This window comes from Roseibium aggregatum, assembly GCF_014692675.1.
GTDB classification, from domain to species: Bacteria; Pseudomonadota; Alphaproteobacteria; order Rhizobiales; family Stappiaceae; genus Roseibium; species Roseibium aggregatum_C.
The window spans coordinates 126229-142513 of the sequence record NZ_JABFCZ010000018.1; the positions used below are offsets into that span (position 1 = coordinate 126229).

At 63.0% G+C, this 16285-nt stretch carries 16 protein-coding genes; 8 read left to right on the forward strand and 8 right to left on the reverse strand.

Annotated elements, in window-relative coordinates; genetic code table 11:
- Positions 1–7: 7 nt before the first annotated feature.
- The 5 genes from HK439_RS16800 to ggt all read left to right on the forward strand — a co-directional run bounded on the left by HK439_RS16800 (position 8) and on the right by ggt (position 5659).
- Positions 8–907 (forward strand): DcrB-related protein, encoded by a 900-nt coding sequence (locus HK439_RS16800; protein ID WP_190292689.1) that lies wholly within the window; start codon positions 8–10, stop codon positions 905–907.
- A gap of 69 nt (positions 908–976) precedes the next feature.
- Positions 977–2143: a GNAT family N-acetyltransferase gene (locus tag HK439_RS16805; protein ID WP_190292690.1), complete on the forward strand. Its 1167-nt coding sequence runs from the start codon at positions 977–979 to the stop codon at positions 2141–2143.
- Positions 2144–2277: 134 nt separating this feature from the next.
- The gene (locus HK439_RS16810) at positions 2278–3189 is read left to right on the forward strand and encodes a PhzF family phenazine biosynthesis protein (protein WP_190292691.1); all 912 of its coding nucleotides are present in this window, start codon (positions 2278–2280) and stop codon (positions 3187–3189) included.
- 191 nt (positions 3190–3380) lie between these two features.
- Complete coding sequence (locus HK439_RS16815) at positions 3381–3803, forward strand: hypothetical protein (protein WP_190292692.1); 423 nt, start codon at positions 3381–3383, stop codon at positions 3801–3803.
- A 38-nt stretch (positions 3804–3841) separates the two neighbouring features.
- A complete protein-coding gene (gene ggt / locus HK439_RS16820; protein WP_190292693.1) occupies positions 3842–5659 on the forward strand; it encodes a gamma-glutamyltransferase in 1818 nt (605 codons plus the stop codon).
- Between the two features lie 43 nt (positions 5660–5702).
- Here the strand turns inward: ggt and HK439_RS16825 are convergent, their stop codons facing one another.
- The 4 genes from HK439_RS16825 to HK439_RS16840 all read right to left on the reverse strand — a co-directional run bounded on the left by HK439_RS16825 (position 5703) and on the right by HK439_RS16840 (position 8027).
- Positions 5703–6053 (reverse strand): pentapeptide repeat-containing protein, encoded by a 351-nt coding sequence (locus HK439_RS16825; RefSeq protein WP_190292694.1) that lies wholly within the window; start codon positions 6051–6053, stop codon positions 5703–5705.
- An 83-nt stretch (positions 6054–6136) separates the two neighbouring features.
- Entirely contained in the window at positions 6137–7132 is a 996-nt protein-coding gene (locus HK439_RS16830) for an aldo/keto reductase (RefSeq protein WP_190292711.1), read from the reverse strand.
- A gap of 10 nt (positions 7133–7142) precedes the next feature.
- The gene (locus HK439_RS16835) at positions 7143–7616 is read right to left on the reverse strand and encodes a MarR family transcriptional regulator (RefSeq protein WP_190292695.1); all 474 of its coding nucleotides are present in this window, start codon (positions 7614–7616) and stop codon (positions 7143–7145) included.
- An 87-nt stretch (positions 7617–7703) separates the two neighbouring features.
- A complete protein-coding gene (locus HK439_RS16840) occupies positions 7704–8027 on the reverse strand; it encodes a Kazal-type serine protease inhibitor family protein (RefSeq protein WP_190292696.1) in 324 nt (107 codons plus the stop codon).
- A 483-nt stretch (positions 8028–8510) separates the two neighbouring features.
- Between HK439_RS16840 and HK439_RS16845 the strand changes: the two genes are divergently transcribed.
- Positions 8511–10061, forward strand: coding sequence for a 2-isopropylmalate synthase (locus HK439_RS16845; protein WP_190292697.1), 1551 nt, complete (start codon positions 8511–8513; stop codon positions 10059–10061).
- Between the two features lie 150 nt (positions 10062–10211).
- Positions 10212–11582, forward strand: coding sequence for a CoA transferase (locus tag HK439_RS16850; protein ID WP_190292698.1), 1371 nt, complete (start codon positions 10212–10214; stop codon positions 11580–11582).
- Between the two features lie 16 nt (positions 11583–11598).
- On the opposite strand, the gene HK439_RS16855 is transcribed toward HK439_RS16850, so the two are convergent.
- The 4 genes from HK439_RS16855 to miaA form a co-directional block, all read right to left on the reverse strand.
- Positions 11599–12753, reverse strand: a complete 1155-nt coding sequence (locus HK439_RS16855) for a serine hydrolase domain-containing protein (protein ID WP_190292699.1) — start codon at positions 12751–12753, stop codon at positions 11599–11601.
- Between the two features lie 10 nt (positions 12754–12763).
- Positions 12764–13306 (reverse strand): GNAT family N-acetyltransferase, encoded by a 543-nt coding sequence (locus HK439_RS16860; RefSeq protein WP_190292700.1) that lies wholly within the window; start codon positions 13304–13306, stop codon positions 12764–12766.
- A 350-nt stretch (positions 13307–13656) separates the two neighbouring features.
- On the reverse strand, positions 13657–14109 hold the full coding sequence (locus HK439_RS16865) for a GIY-YIG nuclease family protein (protein WP_190292701.1): 453 nt from the start codon (positions 14107–14109) through the stop codon (positions 13657–13659).
- Entirely contained in the window at positions 14109–15074 is a 966-nt protein-coding gene (miaA, locus tag HK439_RS16870) for a tRNA (adenosine(37)-N6)-dimethylallyltransferase MiaA (protein ID WP_190292702.1), read from the reverse strand. Before miaA ends, HK439_RS16865 begins: the two co-directional genes overlap by 1 nt.
- Here miaA and serB point away from each other — a divergent pair.
- On the forward strand, positions 15073–15963 hold the full coding sequence (gene serB / locus HK439_RS16875) for a phosphoserine phosphatase SerB (RefSeq protein ID WP_190292703.1): 891 nt from the start codon (positions 15073–15075) through the stop codon (positions 15961–15963). The genes miaA and serB overlap by 2 nt on opposite strands.
- Positions 15964–16285 lie beyond the last annotated feature (322 nt).

Consider the following 16285-nt stretch of genomic DNA (forward strand, 5'->3'; position numbering starts at 1 on the left):
GCAACGCATGGAACCTGCGATTGTCGCTTTCGCCTTTCTGTTAATCCTGATGTTATCCCTTGCCGCTCTTCCGGCACGAGCGTCCGATTTTGCCATGCATTGTCCGCCGGGCTGGCAGGTCGAAAATGGCGATCAAATGCTCCGGCGGTGCATTTCTCCCTCACGGGATGCTTTCATCGAGGTCTATGTTTACGGCGGTGAAGCTGCAGACCTGTCTGCCTATCTGGACAGGCAGGTCCAGGCCCTTGCGCAGAAAGGTCTGCCGTTTCATCAGTTCCGCAAGGAAGCCCCCGGCAACGTCTCCGGCATCCCGGCACTGACCCGCGAATACACCGGCACCGCCAACAATGCCCTTTTCCATTCCTATGTGGTGGCCACCAGCCATGGAGGGAAAACCTACCTGTTGCAGGCGCTTTATCTGGCCGACCGGGCGCAGACCCTGCAGCCGCAAATCCGCGATGCCATGAACAGCTGGACCTACCCAAGCGTGGAACAGGCCAAGGCGTCCCCTCCGTCACAAACACAGCCTGACAAGACACCGGATGCCGCCGTCAGCGGCGGACGGTCCTATGCCAGCCGGGACCAGTGCGTCGACTACCTCTGCCGGCCGTTTTCAGACAGCTGCAATACCTATGACCGCGGCGCAGACGCCAACCATTTTCGCTATCTTTTATGCAAGAGCGCCTGGGACAAATGCTATTCCTACTGTACCGGCTACTGGTCGATGGCCCTGACATGCACCAAGGAAGCCGTCACAGCGACGCAAGGCTATTGGATTTCGGCATGTGGCGCGCTGGCACACGATGAAAGAGCAATGCAGGACTGTTTCCGCCGAGGCATGATCGACGGGGACAACCTCTTGCGTGAGATGCGCGGCCGCCCCGAGTGCAAGGCCGGTTCCAACTGACTGGCTTGCCGTGCGCCCAAAGGCACGTTACCCCTAGTCGGACGTCATCAACAGGGCCAGTATCACGGAATGACCCTGAAACTCCGCCCGGCGCATGCCGGCGATACCGGCATACTCACCGATATCCTGCACCGGTCCAAGGCTTCCTGGGGATATCCTGCGGACAAGATCGAGGCGTTTCGCAGCGAATACCGCATCACCCAGGCAACATTGGCATCGCTTGACATGATCGTGGCCGAGACGGCCGGACGCCCCGTCGCCTTTGCCGGCGGCAAGATGCGCGAAGACTGCCTCTATCTCGAATTCCTGTTCGTCGCGCCCGAAGCGATGCGGCGCGGCATCGGCAGCCTGCTGCTGCAGCGTATGGCCGACCGGGCCAGGGCCTGCGGCAAGACTCGGATGGTGCTCGTGAGCGATTATTTCGCACGCGGCTTTTATGAAAATCGGGGCTTCACGACCCTGTCCGAACGGCCGGGCCAGATGTCCCCCGAAGGCGTCATTCCGATCATGGAGAAGCCTCTTTGCGCCGAAATCTTCCCCCTGAAGTCCGTCCGCCTCACCATTGACCGCAAGGCCCGGTGGGCGTTCGAGCGCCAGCACGCCGGGGAAATCGGGACCCATTGGGCCGAGATCTGCCGAAAGAACCCCGCTTTGTGGAACGGACGCACCCTGAAGCTTGCCGGCTACACGCTCTCCGACGGTCATTTCACCGGTACTTGCCGGGAATGCTCCTATGCCGCCTTTCTTGCCTGGCGCGACTGGGGGGCTCCGGATCTCGAAACGCACAATATTTTCGGATCGGCCGTTTTGAGATCGTCCGACGGCGCCCTGCTTTACGGGGTCATGTCGCAAAATACGGCCAATGCCGGCAGGATCTACCCGCCGGGCGGCAACCTGGATCCGGCCGATATCCGCCCGGACGGCAGCGTGGATATTCTGGGAGCCATTTTCCGCGAGCTTGAGGAAGAAACAGGCCTGGGCGTGAAGGACATCTCCGCCGACGCGCTGTTTGCCATTCTGGACGGTCCCCGGATTTCCATCGCCCGCGTCCTTGATGTTCCGCTTGCCGCCGAACCGCTGCGCGACCGGATCCTGCGGCATTCGACGGCGAGCGACGAACAGGAACTCTCCGATATGCGCATCCTGCGTCATCCACAGGATCTGACTTCGCCGGATTTCGTGCCGTTTGCCCGCGATATCGGCAAAATGCTTCTGAGCGCTGCGGCACCGGCCTAACGCGGGGTTACGGATCTGGAGTCGGTTAATCATTTATTGCCCAATGCGCAAAGCTACGGGGTGGCAGTCGGCAGTCTTCCGTGCAACAGTCCGGTCTCGTTCGATGCCTTTGAAAACCAATGGAGAAGCTGCCGATGGGCCGTCGCTACGCCGTCCTCGATGTCTTTACCAACAAATCCCTCGCCGGAAACCCGCTCGCCGTTGTGCTCGATGCGGAAGGCTTGAGTGACGAGCGAATGCAGGCGATCGCCAAGGAATTCAACCTCTCCGAAACGGTGTTCGTGTTTCCGCCGGAAAATCCGGGACACACGGCCAACATCCGCATTTTCACGCCAGCGCTGGAACTGCCCTTCGCCGGCCATCCGACCGTCGGCACCGCGATCCTGATGGCGATGGAACGTTTCGGTGACATCAGCGGCGAACAGGATGCGGTCGTCGTTCTGAAGGAACAGATCGGTGCCGTACGTTGCGCCGTGGTGCTCAGGGAAAATGCCGCCGCCTTCTCCGAATTCGACGTACCGAAGCTGCCCGAACCCGCCGGACCGACCCGCGACAAGGAGCTGATCGCAGCCGCTCTCAGCCTCGATCCGGTCGATATCGGTTTCGAAAACCACGCCCCGTCCCGCTATCAGGTCGGCGCGCCTTTCAACTTCATTCCGGTTCGCGACCTCGGCGCTCTGGCCCGCGCCAAGCCGGACCTCACCATCTGGCACGATGCCTTCGGCAACGACACCCACACGGACGCCTACGTCTATTGCCGCGAGACCCGCGCCCATGAAAGCGCGTTCCATGCGCGCATGTTCGCACCGGCCATGGGCATCACCGAGGATCCCGCGACCGGATCCGCAGCCGCGGCCTTCGCCGGCGCCGTCCATTTCTTCGACGATCTGCCCAGCGGCACCCACCATATCCGCATCGAGCAGGGCTTCGAAATGGGCCGCCCGTCGCTGATCGACCTGGAGATCGACATCGAAAACGGCGCCATGCACGCCATCCGCATCGGCGGCCAGGCAACCCTCGTCGCCCGCGGCGAACTCTTCGTCTAGATCGGGCGATCAAAGTCTCCGGCGGACCGGAGCCTCCGGGATATGTCCCGCGCAGCCGCACGCCGTCGACCGCAATGCTATCGGACGGCAATTCCCCATGGCACCGCCCGTTCCTATCGTCTAGCCTGTGCGCCATCCGGCCTGAACGGGAGGCCGGACAAGAAGGCCCGAAAAGGAGGGACCACGGCGCCATGATTACGCTATTGAAATTACTGCATGTTCTGGCCTTTACCGCAGGTGTCGGCGGCGGCCTCGCCAACCTCCTGGTCATGCGTGCGGCCAACGCGGCCGATGCGGATGCCGCAAAGATCCTGCGCGGGATCATGCCGCGCATCGCAACCATGAGCTTCCACTCCGTCATCCTCTTGTGGATTACCGGGCCGCTGCTTTTGTGGCTTGTCTATGACGGTGGTGCGGGGCTCGGCCCCCTATTTCACCTCAAGATGCTTTCCGTCGTGCTCCTGACCGTTGCCTCGGTGACCGGCCGGATCACCATCAGCCGGCTCAAGGCAGGAAAGCCGGCCCGTTTTGCTCCCCATATGCCGAAAATCGGCATGCTCGGCTCCTTTTTCGGCGTGACAACCATCGGTCTGGCGGTCCTGGCATTCTCGTAAGGACATCCACCCGAAATAGTTTCAGTGAGGAGATCCCGATGACTTCGGCCTCGAAAAGCTTTCTCGCCCGTCTGGTCCTCGCCGGCGTGCTCGGCGTTGCCGGCCCGCTTTCGGCCCTTGCCCAGCAGGCAACCGACGCGGTCGCGCCGGAAAGCGGAAATGCCGTGGCGCAGAGCTTCGAAGCCCTGTCGCCCGAAGCCCTTTCCGCCCTCGCAACAAAGGCTACAGGCAAGCCGGTCGAAGCGAAGCGCTGGATGATTGCCGCGGCCAATCCGCTGGCGGTCGAAGCCGGTGCCAAGGTGCTCAAGGCCGGCGGCAGCGCGGCTGACGCCCTCGTCGCCATCCAGACCGTGCTCGGTCTTGTCGAGCCGCAATCCTCCGGTCTCGGCGGCGGCGCCTTTCTGGTCTGGTACGACGCGGCGACCGGCAAGCTGACCACGCTCGACGGCCGCGAGACCGCACCGCTCGCCGCCCGCCCCACCGCCTTCCTGGACGGGGAAGGCGAGCCGCTGAAATTCTACGATGCGGTCGTCGGCGGCCTGTCGGTCGGAACGCCCGGCACGCCGAAGCTTCTGGAAGAGGCGCACAAGCGCTGGGGCAAGCTCGACTGGGCGCCGCTCTTCAAGGACGCCATAGACCTTGCCGAAAAAGGTTTCACCGTTTCTCCGCGTCTCGCCTCGCTGGTCGCCGAAGACCCCGACCGTCTGGGGCGCTTCGCCGCCACGCGTGCCTATTTCTTCCCCAGCGGCGCGCCGATCAAGGCCGGCGAAACACTCCGGAATCCGGACTATGCCGCCACTCTTCAGGCCATCGCCGCCAACGGCGCCAAGGCCTTTTATTACGGCGAGATCGCCCGGGATATCGTCAAGACGGTGCAGACGGCGCCCGGAAATCCTGGCTTCCTGTCCGACAAGGATCTCTCCCTATACGAGGTGATCGAGCGTGAGCCGGTGTGCGCCGCCTATCGCGGCCGGGACGTTTGCGGCATGGGCCCGCCCTCGTCCGGCGCGCTCACCGTCGGCCAGATCCTCGGCATGCTGGACAATTATGATCTCACGGCCCTCGGCGCGGACGATCCGAAAAGCTGGAGGCTGATCGGCGACGCCTCCCGCCTCGCATTTGCCGATCGCGGCCGCTACATGGCCGACGTCGATTTCGTACCGATGCCGCTGAAAGGCCTCGTCGACGAGGACTATCTGGACGGCCGCTCCGACCTTCTCAAGGGCGACGACGCCCTGCCCGAGGTCGCTCCCGGCACGCCGCCGTGGGATCACGCCATGCTGCTGTCCAACGACGAAGCCATCGAGTTTCCCTCCACCTCCCACATTTCCATCGTGGATGCGGACGGCAATGCGCTCTCCATGACCACCACCATCGAAAACGGATTCGGCTCGCGGCTGTTCGTGCGCGGCTTCCTGCTCAACAACGAACTGACCGATTTCTCCTTCCGCACCCAGAAGGACGGCGTGCCGATCGCCAACCGGCTGGAACCGGGCAAGCGGCCCCGCTCGTCCATGTCGCCGACCATCGTCATGAAGGACGGCAAGCCGGAACTGGTCATCGGCAGCCCGGGCGGCAGCCGGATCATCGGCTATGTGGCCGAGGCGATCATCGCCCATCTCGACTGGGGCATGAACGTTCAGCAGGCCGTCTCCCTGCCCCATCTGGTCAACCGCTTCGGCACCTATGACCTGGAAGCGGGCACGAAGGCTGAAAGCCTTGCCGATCCGCTGGAAGCGCTCGGCTACAAGGTCAATACCCGCGATCTCAACTCCGGCCTCCACGCGATTGCCGTGGGCGACACGCTCCAGGGCGGCGCGGATCCGCGGCGGGAAGGCATTGCGCTCGGGGAGTGAGCATGAAATTTTTCCGCGGTTGCCGGAAAGAAGCTGATTACCCCTACCGGCAATCCCGGCGACTAATCTCTCCGCCCGGCAGAACGGTGTTGCATAACACCGCCTCGTGCAGCTCTGCCGGATCGAGGTCAACCTGCGAAAGATCCAGGTCGGACAGATCGGTATCTCTAAGATCGCAAATGGCGGCGCCCGGCAGGTTTTCGAAAACCGCGTAGATGTCGCCATTGCCAAGACGGAAGGCGTGCCCCTTTTCAATCAGGTCGCGCACCATTTCGCCGGTGAACGCATCTTCCATCTGCTTCGCCGAATAACACGAGCCGCTCTCGGCCTGTGCCGTCACACCGATGCAAAGGAAGAACATTCCGGATAGCAGACTTTTCGCGATGGTCGTCATGGCGGGATGGTAGCACGGTCCAGAGCGAAGCCGACCCGAAATGCGCGGGCAATGCGCCCAGAGGTTAGCTCGAGGCAGACGGCCTACGCCGGCTCCCCGTCGATCAGCGCCATCATCGCCGGCGGATACCTGTCGCCGTTTGCCCAGCCGGCGGGGAATTGCCTGTCGAGGGTTTCGATATCGTCCTCTGAAAGCTGTATTGAAAGCGCTTCCAGGTTGGAGGTGATCCGCTCAGGTGACCGGGTGCCGAAGATCGGGAGAATGTCGTCGCCCTTCGCCAGCAGCCAGGCGAGCGCCACCTGGGCGCGGGTTGCGTCATGGACCCGGGCGAGGTCATCCATCTGCAAGATCCGCTCAAGGTTCGCCGCCCGGTTGGCGTCCGAAAAGCGCGGATTGTACTGGCGGAAATCTCCTGCCTCGAACGACATGTCGGTGCTGAGCCCGCCTGCCAGCAGACCGCGGCCGAAGGGGCTGTAGGCGATCAGGGAAATGCCCAGCTCCCGCAGCACCGGCAGGATGTTCGTCTCCACGCCCCGCTCCATCAGCGAATATTCCGTTTCGACCGCCGCCAGCGGATGAACGGCATGGGCGCGCCGGATCGTTGCGGCCGAGGCTTCCGATAGGCCGATCGCCCGGACCTTGCCGGCGGCGACAAGATCGGCCATGGCGCCGACACTGTCCTCGATCGGAACGGAAGGATCCACGCGGGCCAGGATGAAGAGATCGATGGCCTCCAGCCTGAGGCGGCTTAGCGAGCCCTCGCAGGCGGCCTTCAACTGGTCCGGATGCCCCTTCAGAACCGGCTTGCGGTCCGGCCCGATACCAACGCCGGTCTTGGTCGCCACGACCGCCGGATTGCTTGAAGCCGCGAGCACATCGCCGATCAGCTCCTCGTTACCGCCACGGCCGTAAAAATCCGCCGTGTCGAGGAAATCGATGCCCGCCTCCAGGGCAGTGCGAATGACCCCGCGCGCATCCTCGGGTTCGATTGCGCCATAGGAGCCGCTGAGCCCCATGCAGCCGAGACCGAGAGGCGAGACTTCAATACCGCTCGCGCCGAGTTTGCGCTTGATATCCATTGCCAAGATCTCATCCTTCCCGGATTTGGGTTTCGATTTCACTTGCGAAGGCTTCCAGCCCGTCGAGAAAGGCTGTGCGCGTCTCCGCGGACATGGATTGCAGGACCTTGAGCAGCGGTTCGACCCGCCTCTGGCAATAGCCCTCGACGGCAGCGCGCCTGTCAGGAGCGATCGACAGCCATGTGCGCCGTCGGTCCTTTTCATCCCGCTCCCTGGCCAGCCAGCCGCTGTCCTGCAGCTCGCCCGCGATCTGGCTTGCCGCCGGAACACCGATGGCAAGCCTTTGCGCCAGTTCGCCCACGGTCATCCGTCCGGCAAGCGCGATCATGTTGAGGGCGTGGATGTGCCGGGGCGCGAAGGTCCCCTCGGAAATCGCCGCGCGGAACTCGGGCGGCATGAACGCCCTCTCCTTGAAGAAGGCGGCCCCCAGGCGGGGAAGAATGTCCGCGGCGCGGTCCAGATCGGTTTTTGAAAGTCGGGTCATATTTAGTTCTATATATAGAACTATTATCAGATGCAAGAGCGATTGCGCCTGAGAGAATTTCACCCGGCTGGAAGGGAGGTCAGCCACTCATTTTACGGGAGGTACGATCTCGGTTCCGGGACAGAAACCCTTGTGCGCCACGTTCTGGCCGGCGGTGTGGGCATGGCAGGCATTGCTGTAGGTCTTGCCGTCGCAGCCGCAGACCGGGTCATATTGCAAGGTGCAGAAATCTGGCTTCTTTGCGCAGACGCCGCTCTGATCGCCGGCACCGCAGGTCGCCTCCGGCGTGAACTTGCAGAACTCGCCGTCACCGCAGGTTACCCCGGCGATCCCGCCACAGGTCGCGCCGACCTCGGCGAAGGCGGCCGGGGCGGCCAGCAAGAACAGGATCAGGACAGCCAGAACTCTCATCTTCCGGACCTTTCACAACGGGACCAACGGCAGAAGCAAGTCTATCGCTTTGGCTCGAATTGGCGCAGGAAAAACTTTCCGCCCGTGAAACTCCTGCCTATGGGCGGCCCATTCCCTCTTGCCAATTATTTTCCGATCCCCTAGAAACCTGAACAAAGATTAACGTCCCGGTCACGTTTCTGCGGCACGCTTGAACGCCAAAGATCGTAAGTGACCTGAACAAAGGCCCTGAAACACCGATGAGCGCAACGCGCCACATGACCGGTTCTTTCAACGACGCGCTTCCCCCGCGCGGCGGCCTTATTCTACTTGGCGACCTCCTTCTGCTTAGCTGCCCCTGAGCGTCGGCTGATCCGTATCCTGCGGACGGGCACTTAGGGGAGACAAAGCGCATTCACCAGTTAAAGACAGACTGATCGCGCGCCGGAGCACTATCCGAAAACCGCTCTGAAAGGCCGCCGATCCCCGGGAAGGAATAAATTGATGACCGCCGAAAAAGATCAGGTCCGCATCTTCGACACCACCTTGCGCGACGGCGAACAGTCGCCCGGCGCCTCCATGACGCTGGAAGAAAAGCTGCAGATCGCCGAGATCCTCGACGACATGGGCGTCGACATCATCGAGGCCGGCTTTCCGATCGCCTCCAACGGCGACTTCGAGGCCGTCAGCGAGATCGCCAAGCGCTCCAGGAACTCGGTGATCGCAGGCCTTGCCCGCGCCATCCACGCCGATATCGACCGCTGCGGCGACGCCGTGAAGCACGCCGAGAAAGGCCGGATCCACACCTTCGTTTCCACCTCGCCGATCCATCTGCAGTTCCAGATGAACAAGACCGAGGATGAAGTCCTCGACATCATCACCGACACGGTGACCCGCTCGCGCAACCTGATCGATGACGTGGAATGGTCCGCAATGGACGCGACCCGCACGCCGATCGACTACCTGTGCCGCTGCGTGGAAGCCGCCATCAAGTGCGGCGCAACCACCATCAACCTGCCGGACACGGTCGGCTACGCAACCCCGGACGAGTACAAGCAGATGTTCGTCGACATCCGCAACCGGGTGCCGGATGCGGACAAGGCGATCTTCTCCGTCCACTGTCACGACGACCTGGGATTGGCGGTCGCCAACTCGCTGGCCGGTGTGGCCGGCGGCGCGCGCCAGATCGAATGCACCATTAACGGCCTGGGCGAGCGCGCCGGCAACGCGGCGCTGGAAGAAGTGGTCATGGCGATCCGCACCCGCGGCGATGTGCTGCCCTACACCTGCGGCGTCGACCCGCAGTACCTGACCCGCGCGTCCAAGCTGGTCTCCGGCGCCTCCGGCTTCGCGGTCCAGTACAACAAGGCGATCGTCGGCAAGAACGCCTTCGCCCATGAAAGCGGCATCCACCAGGACGGCATGCTGAAGAACGCCGAAACCTACGAAATCATGCGGCCCGAGGACGTCGGCGTGAAGGCTACGTCGCTGGTGATGGGCAAGCATTCCGGCCGCCATGCCTTCAAGGACAAGCTGCGCGAACTGGGCTACGAACTGGGCGACAACGCCCTGCAGGACGCCTTCCGTCGGTTCAAGGATCTGGCCGACCGCAAGAAGCACGTCTACGACGAGGACATCGAAGCCCTGGTCGAGGACGAGATCTCCATCGCCAGCGAGAACACCCGCGTCATCGCCCTGACCGTGATCGCCGGCACCGGCGGCCCGCAGAAGGCGATCCTGACCATGGACGTCAACGGCCATCACGAGACCCGCGAATGCACGGGCGACGGACCGGTCGACGCGACATTCAACGCCATCAAGGCGATCATCCCCCACGACGCCACCCTGCAGCTCTACCAGGTGCATGCGGTGACGGAAGGGACCGACGCCCAGGCGGAAGTCTCCGTTCGCCTGGAATCCGGCGGCCGGATCGCAACCGGCAAGGGCGCGGACACCGACACCCTGGTCGCCTCCGCCCGCGCCTATGTCTCGGCCCTCAACAAGCTGGCCCTGCGCCAGCAGGGCAGCAACCCGGGCGCGCTGAAGGCAAGCTGATCCGCGCTCAGCAGTTTCAGATCACAGGACGGGGAGCCCACGGCTTCCCGTTTTTGTTTGCGTGTGGAATTGTCAGGTTGATTGTCACGATCAAGATTGACCGGAGCCGCCCGCCCCGTACCTTGGTCCGGACCAGGAGGCCCGCAAATCATGTGGCAAGCAATCGCAAACGCTCTGGCAAACGGCCATGACCTGTGCGGACATCCGCAGGACGTGACCATCACGGGCGATCTCTCCCTTTGCGAAAACCGGCCCGTCTCCGAACTGGCATTGGCGGCTGTGTCTTCGGCGGCCGCTGCGGTTCGCGCCCTCTCCGGAACAGGAGGCACAGCGGCGGTCGACCGCAATCTGGTCGACCAATGGTGCAAGACCAGTGTCACCCCTATCGGCTGGAAGTTACCGTCCCAATGGGATGATTTCGCCCGAGATTACGCCACCCGCGACGGCTGGATCAGGCTGCACACCAACGCTCCGCATCACCGCACTGCCGCCCACTCCGTCCTCGGAAATCCGAAAACGGGCGAGGAAGCGGCCGAGCGGATTTCGGACTGGGCCGGAGAAGATCTGGAAACCGAAATCGTTGACGCCGGCGGCTGCGCCGCGGTCCGGTATGACACCGCACGCTGGAGAACCCATCCGCAGGGACAGGCGGTTGCCGAAGAACCGGTCGTCGCCTGGACGGAAAGGTCTGCGCGGAAGACCCCATGGCGCCCGACAAATGCTGCACGCCCCCTTGCCGGCCTGCGTGTGCTCGACCTGACCCGTGTTCTCGCAGGTCCCGTGTGCACCCGGTTCCTCGCCGCTTTCGGCGCGTCGGTCCTGCGCATCGATCCGGAAAGCTGGAACGAGGAGGGAAATGCGGTCGAGATGACCGTGGGCAAGACCTGCAGCACGCTCGATCTCAAGACCGAAGACGGTCGCAGCGCCTTCCTGAAACTGGCGGGCGAGGCCCATCTGATGGTGTCGGGCTACAGGGCGGATGCGCTGGAACGCCTGGGCCTCGGTCCCGAGGCGCTGCAAGCCGCAAATCCCGACCTGATCACCGTCTCCCTGAACGCCTATGGCTGGACCGGCCCCTGGCGCACCCGGAGGGGTTTCGACAGCCTGGTGCAACGGAGCACAGGCCTGGCGGCTCCCGGCCCGGACGGACAACCCAAAGGCCTGCCCTACCAGGTGCTGGACCATTCGACCGGATACCTGATGGCCGCAGCCGCAATTCACGCCCTGCTCAGAGCCTCGTCCGAAGGCATGGTTTCTTCGGCCCGCCTTTCATTGGCAAGGCAGGCGCATCTCCTGCTCGACCATTGGCGCGATGAACCGAAACCCTCCGACTTCGTCCGCTCAGATCTCATCCGTCGAGACCCCACATTCGAGACGACCGCCTGGGGCGATCTTCAACGCCTGCCGCTGCCGTTCGCAATCGAAGGCATTTCTGCAAGCTGGAGATGTCCTGCCCATCCGCTGCGGTCCGATCCACTGGGATGGATCGACGAAGCCGGGAATTCGGTGCGCATCACATAGGTCTTCCTGGTCGGGCTCAGCCCTTGGGAAAGAGTTCGTAGAGGGTGGAGTGGAGAAGTTGCACCCGTTCTCCGAAACGCACGACGACGGCGTCCTGCTTGGGCAACAGATAGACCATCTGGCCGTCCAGCCCCATGAAATAGGCGAAGGGGCCCTGGGCCTGTTCGCCCGGACGATCAAGCACATCGTGGCGAACCTGATCGCCATAGGCACCTTGGCGCCTGGCCTGCGCATCGAGATTGGGCATCAGAAAGTCGCGCCACAGCGCCTGCGGAAGAAACGGCTTTCCCAAGGTGCCGTTGTCGAGAAGAAAGCGTCCCACCCGAATCCAGTCCAAGGGCCTTGCGTAAAGGCAGCAATAGGCCGAGACGCCTCGGCCTGCGGGATAACGCCGCCAATGGGCATCCGCCGCGCCGGCAGGCTTCCAGATCAGCGAGGACAGAAGGTCCGGCAGCGATTGATTATAAACCCGCTCGAGCGCCACGCCAAGAAGCGCTGTATTGGCGCTCTGATAATGGAAATGGCCCTCCATATTCCGGTCGACCCGCAATTCGGGCATCATCTTCTCGATCCCGTAGGCGTGGATCCGCGCCAGCGGTCCAAACGGCGAAAACGAATGATCGTCGGCGGATGTATCCTCGGTCTTTGGCGGCTCGGGGACCATCACGAGACCGCTCGACATGGTGAGCACTTCACCGACCGTCACATCCGGCGCGTCCGCGCCGAGTATCTGCCTGAGCGGCGCGTCGAGGCTTTTGATACGTCCGTCGGCGACGGCCCGCAGAACCAGCGCGCCGACCAGGCTTTTGACCAGGGAATAGGAGTTGAGACGGGTGTCGCGGATAACACCATCACGATAGATCTCGGTCTGGAGAACGCCGCCGCGTTCCATGAGCAACGCCCGACCTCCGCTTTCCTCAAAGCGCGTCTGCACCGGGACGCCGGGCAATTGAGCCGGCGCCTGGCCTTCAGGAAGCGTGGTCCCCTGGACGGTCGCGTAGTTTCCGGGCGCAGGCCATGTCGGGCCGGGAAAGCCCTCTCCCGCAAGCACTAAAAGCTGGGGCGCACGCCATGCCGTCAGCACGAGCGCCAGCAGCACGAGCGCGAGAAATGCGGCCACGCCGGCCCCCAGCCGGCGTGACGTGAAATAACGTGTCGAAATGGAATTCATGCGCGGGCGTTCAGGCGCTCATCACATAGGTCTGCATGGCCGGGCTCAGCATCTGGAAGATATCGCAGGGATAACCTGCAATCCGCCGGCTTTCCCGGTAGGCGAACCCCGTTGCCAGCAGGATCTCCCGCGCCGCCTTGTTGTCGGTGCGGACCATCGCGACCAGATGGGAGAAATAGGTATTGTCGAAAAACCAGTCGGCCAGCGTCCGGCACATCCGCGCCGACAGTCCCGGATCCTTTTTGAGCGCCGCCTCGGTGAAGCAATAGCTCATTTCGATTTCGGACGTTTCCTCGAAGGCCGAAAAGCCGGCCCATCCGAGGAACTTGCCTTCCGCGGATAATATTTTCCAACGGCTGAAGCCGTGACTGTCCCGGCTTTCCTCCGCCTCGATCAGGAACCTTTCCGCATCTTCGGCCGTCCTGGCGGCCGGACCGGGCGAGGAATAGCGGTCGACACCGGCATCGCGGTGTAGATCCTGCACGAGATTCAAATCGGAACGGGAAAACGGCACGAGACGGACGGCCCCGCACTTCAGAACAACCTCCTGCACTGTGGCCTCCCTGCGCACGTCATTATCGTCGAGAAGTAGTCGGCCCCTCATTCGACAACCTTGTTTTAGGTACTCGGAAAATGTGCCGTTACAAAGGCAAAAAATTCTATATCCGGATCAAAATACGATATCTGCATTTTATACGTAAACTTATGCAGAGTCTTTCCACAGTGCACCGCACAATCTGCAAACTTGCCGCCGCGTTAATTGTTAGAAAATTTCAGGTTAATACTTGGGATCAACACCTTAGCCGGCATAAATAGAATCAGCTTTGTCCTGAAGACCATGGTTCAATCTCCGTTCCGGCCGTTCCGGACACAACCATTGCTGCAACCGGCGCCGATACCCGGTCAAGGCGCCAACAGCAGGAGATGCGCGGGACACGTCCGGCAGTCCGAGGATCCGAACCCCGGCACCGGCACCGTCGCATTCAACACGTCGGACGCTTTTGTCCGCAGGCCGCACTCGGTCGCCTCCGGCACCATGAACCCGGCGGCTTCCACCGCCACGCCGCTCAGGTAGTCGACATGCCAGCGCACGGCCTTGTCCCGGCGCAGGTGGCGCCCGAGCCGTGCCCGCACCCCTCCCGGACCTTTGGCGCTGCCGCAGTAAAGATAGAGCCCGGGCGCCAAAACCGGATGTCCCAGTCGCGCAAGATCAAGGGCGACCGGCTCCGCAAGCCGCAGCAGGAGACCATAAGTTCCGGGGCCGGAGGGAAGCCGTTCGGTCTCCCCTTCACCGGCTGAAAGGCTCGCGCCGAGCCGGCGGGCGATCTCTGCCGCCTCGGCAGGCACCGGCCGCATCACCGGACAAACCTTTCCGCGATCCGCTGCGCCATCTCTTCCGCCCGCTCGGCGGACGGGTCCAGACGCTCCCAGTCCGCCATCTGGTTGCGGAACCATGTCTCCTGACGTTTTGCGTATCGACGCGTGGCGACGGTCAACAGCCGTTCGGCTTCTTGCCCGTCGATCTCACCGGCAAGCAGTGCCGCGATCTCCTTCACGCCGATGGCGCGCATCGCCGGCAGGCTTTTCGGCAGGTCAAGCTGCAGAAGGGCCCTGACCTCGTCGAGGCCGCCGCTCTCCAGCATCAGCTTCGCCCGCCGGGCGATCCGCTCATGCAGCCAGGCGCGCGGTGGGGCCAGAACAAGCCGCAGGCATCCGTCGGGGAAAAGTAGCGATTCCCCATGCGCTTCTCTCTGCCAGTCGGCCAGCGTCCTGCCGGTGGACAGAACAACCTCCAAAGCACGGGTCAGCCGCTGAAGATCCTTGAGATCAGCCGCCGCCTTGGGATCCTTTTCCTGCAAGGCCTGGCGGACGGCGTCGATACCGCCTTCGTCCGCAAGGCTCCGGCACCGGGTTCGCACTTGCGGATCGATATCGGGAAGCTCCGCGAAACCTTCCGTGAGCGCCTTGAAATAAAGACCGGTCCCGCCGACGAAGACCGGCAGCTTGCCACTAGCCCTGATCTCCTTGAGCTCGCGCTCCACCAGACGGAGCCAGTCCCCGGTCGAAAAGGCGTCCGCAGCCGGCAGAACCCCGTACAGCCGATGCGGCGCCCGCGCCAGGTCTTCCGCCGGCGGACGGGCCGTCACGATCGAGAGCTCCCGGTAAAGCTGCATGGAATCCGCGTTCACGATCACGCCATCCAGGGCTTCCGCGAGCGCGAGTGCCAATGCCGACTTGCCGCTGGCCGTCGGTCCGGCTATCAGGACAGCATCGTATCCGGATTGCCTCCGGTCCTGCCTGCCGTCCAAGGTCGCACTCATGTCCTTTGTTGCCACTCTCGTTTCCAATCCGATCAGGCCTGCCGTCGACGACGACACTCTCGCGCGTGTCGCAAGGGTGCTCGGCACCTCGTCAACTCCGGTCGTGCTCAATCCGGGCGTCGCCGGCGAGGTCGTGTTCGACGCAGCCGACGGAAAACAGGCCGAGGCCGCAATCCGCGAAACATTGGCCGGTGCGCCGGTCGACGTCTTTGTGCAGCCCATTGACGGCCGGCGCAAGCGTCTGCTGATCGCCGACATGGATTCCACCATGATCCGCCAAGAGTGCATTGACGAACTTGCGGCCGAGCTCGGGCTCAAGGAGCACATCGCCGCCATCACCGAACGGGCCATGCGCGGCGAGATCGAATTCGAACCGGCCCTGCGCGAGCGGGTGGCGCTGCTGCGGGGGCTCGCGATTTCCGCGATCGAGACCGTCCTCAATACGCGCATCCAGCTCATGCCCGGCGGACGGACGCTGGTACAGACCATGAAAGCCAACGGCGCCTACTGCGCTCTCGTCTCCGGCGGCTTCACCCACTTCACAAGCGCGGTAGCCGCCATGATCGGCTTTGACGAAAACCAGGCCAATGTGCTGATCGAGGAAGACGGCACCCTGGCGGGCACCGTTCAGGAGCCGATTCTCGGCAAGGATGCCAAACGCCGGCGCCTGGAAGAACTGGTGGCGGAAAAGAACCTCGCCTTTTCCGAAACGCTGGCCGTCGGCGACGGGGCGAACGACCTGGCGATGATCCAGCGCGCCGGCATCGGCGTTGCCTATCGCGCCAAGCCCGCCGTCGGTGCGGCCGCCGACATGCGCGTCGATCACGGCGACCTGACCGCCCTTCTTTATCTGCAGGGCTACGCGTCGGGCGACTTCGTCCTGTCCTGAGCGTCCGGCCAGCGATCAAACAAAAAGGGCGCCCTGAGGCGCCCTGAATTGATGACAGCCTAGCCGCTTGCTTCCCTCTCCCCCCTTGAGGGGGAGATGTCCGTGATAGCGGACAGAGGGGGGTGTTGGGCCTCAAGACATATCGCAGCGCCAGAGGGTGACGTTCATATCGTTACCCCCCTCTGTCACCTTCGGTGACATCTCCCCCTTGCATGTTGTGTTTGGGTCAAATCGATGAAGATTTGGCTGATCCCCGGAGGTTGGCCGACCTCCGGGGATCGGATGGCCGGGACCGTAATCCCCATGGCCAAGAACCGTCCTT

Excerpts from the sequence above, each read along its gene's own strand:
- serB (WP_190292703.1), top strand. The coding sequence starts at position 15,073 with ATGTCCTTTGTTGCCACTCTCGTTTCCAATCCGATCAGGCCTGCCGTC.
- HK439_RS16840 (WP_190292696.1), bottom strand. The coding sequence starts at position 8,027 with ATGAGAGTTCTGGCTGTCCTGATCCTGTTCTTGCTGGCCGCCCCGGCC.
- ggt (WP_190292693.1), top strand. The coding sequence starts at position 3,842 with ATGACTTCGGCCTCGAAAAGCTTTCTCGCCCGTCTGGTCCTCGCCGGC.
- HK439_RS16830 (WP_190292711.1), bottom strand. The coding sequence starts at position 7,132 with ATGGATATCAAGCGCAAACTCGGCGCGAGCGGTATTGAAGTCTCGCCT.
- HK439_RS16825 (WP_190292694.1), bottom strand. The coding sequence starts at position 6,053 with ATGACGACCATCGCGAAAAGTCTGCTATCCGGAATGTTCTTCCTTTGC.
- HK439_RS16815 (WP_190292692.1), top strand. The coding sequence starts at position 3,381 with ATGATTACGCTATTGAAATTACTGCATGTTCTGGCCTTTACCGCAGGT.
- HK439_RS16800 (WP_190292689.1), top strand. The coding sequence starts at position 8 with ATGGAACCTGCGATTGTCGCTTTCGCCTTTCTGTTAATCCTGATGTTA.
- HK439_RS16865 (WP_190292701.1), bottom strand. The coding sequence starts at position 14,109 with ATGCGGCCGGTGCCTGCCGAGGCGGCAGAGATCGCCCGCCGGCTCGGC.
- HK439_RS16810 (WP_190292691.1), top strand. The coding sequence starts at position 2,278 with ATGGGCCGTCGCTACGCCGTCCTCGATGTCTTTACCAACAAATCCCTC.
- HK439_RS16835 (WP_190292695.1), bottom strand. The coding sequence starts at position 7,616 with ATGACCCGACTTTCAAAAACCGATCTGGACCGCGCCGCGGACATTCTT.
- HK439_RS16845 (WP_190292697.1), top strand. The coding sequence starts at position 8,511 with ATGACCGCCGAAAAAGATCAGGTCCGCATCTTCGACACCACCTTGCGC.
- miaA (WP_190292702.1), bottom strand. The coding sequence starts at position 15,074 with ATGAGTGCGACCTTGGACGGCAGGCAGGACCGGAGGCAATCCGGATAC.
- HK439_RS16805 (WP_190292690.1), top strand. The coding sequence starts at position 977 with ATGACCCTGAAACTCCGCCCGGCGCATGCCGGCGATACCGGCATACTC.
- HK439_RS16855 (WP_190292699.1), bottom strand. The coding sequence starts at position 12,753 with ATGAATTCCATTTCGACACGTTATTTCACGTCACGCCGGCTGGGGGCC.
- HK439_RS16850 (WP_190292698.1), top strand. The coding sequence starts at position 10,212 with ATGTGGCAAGCAATCGCAAACGCTCTGGCAAACGGCCATGACCTGTGC.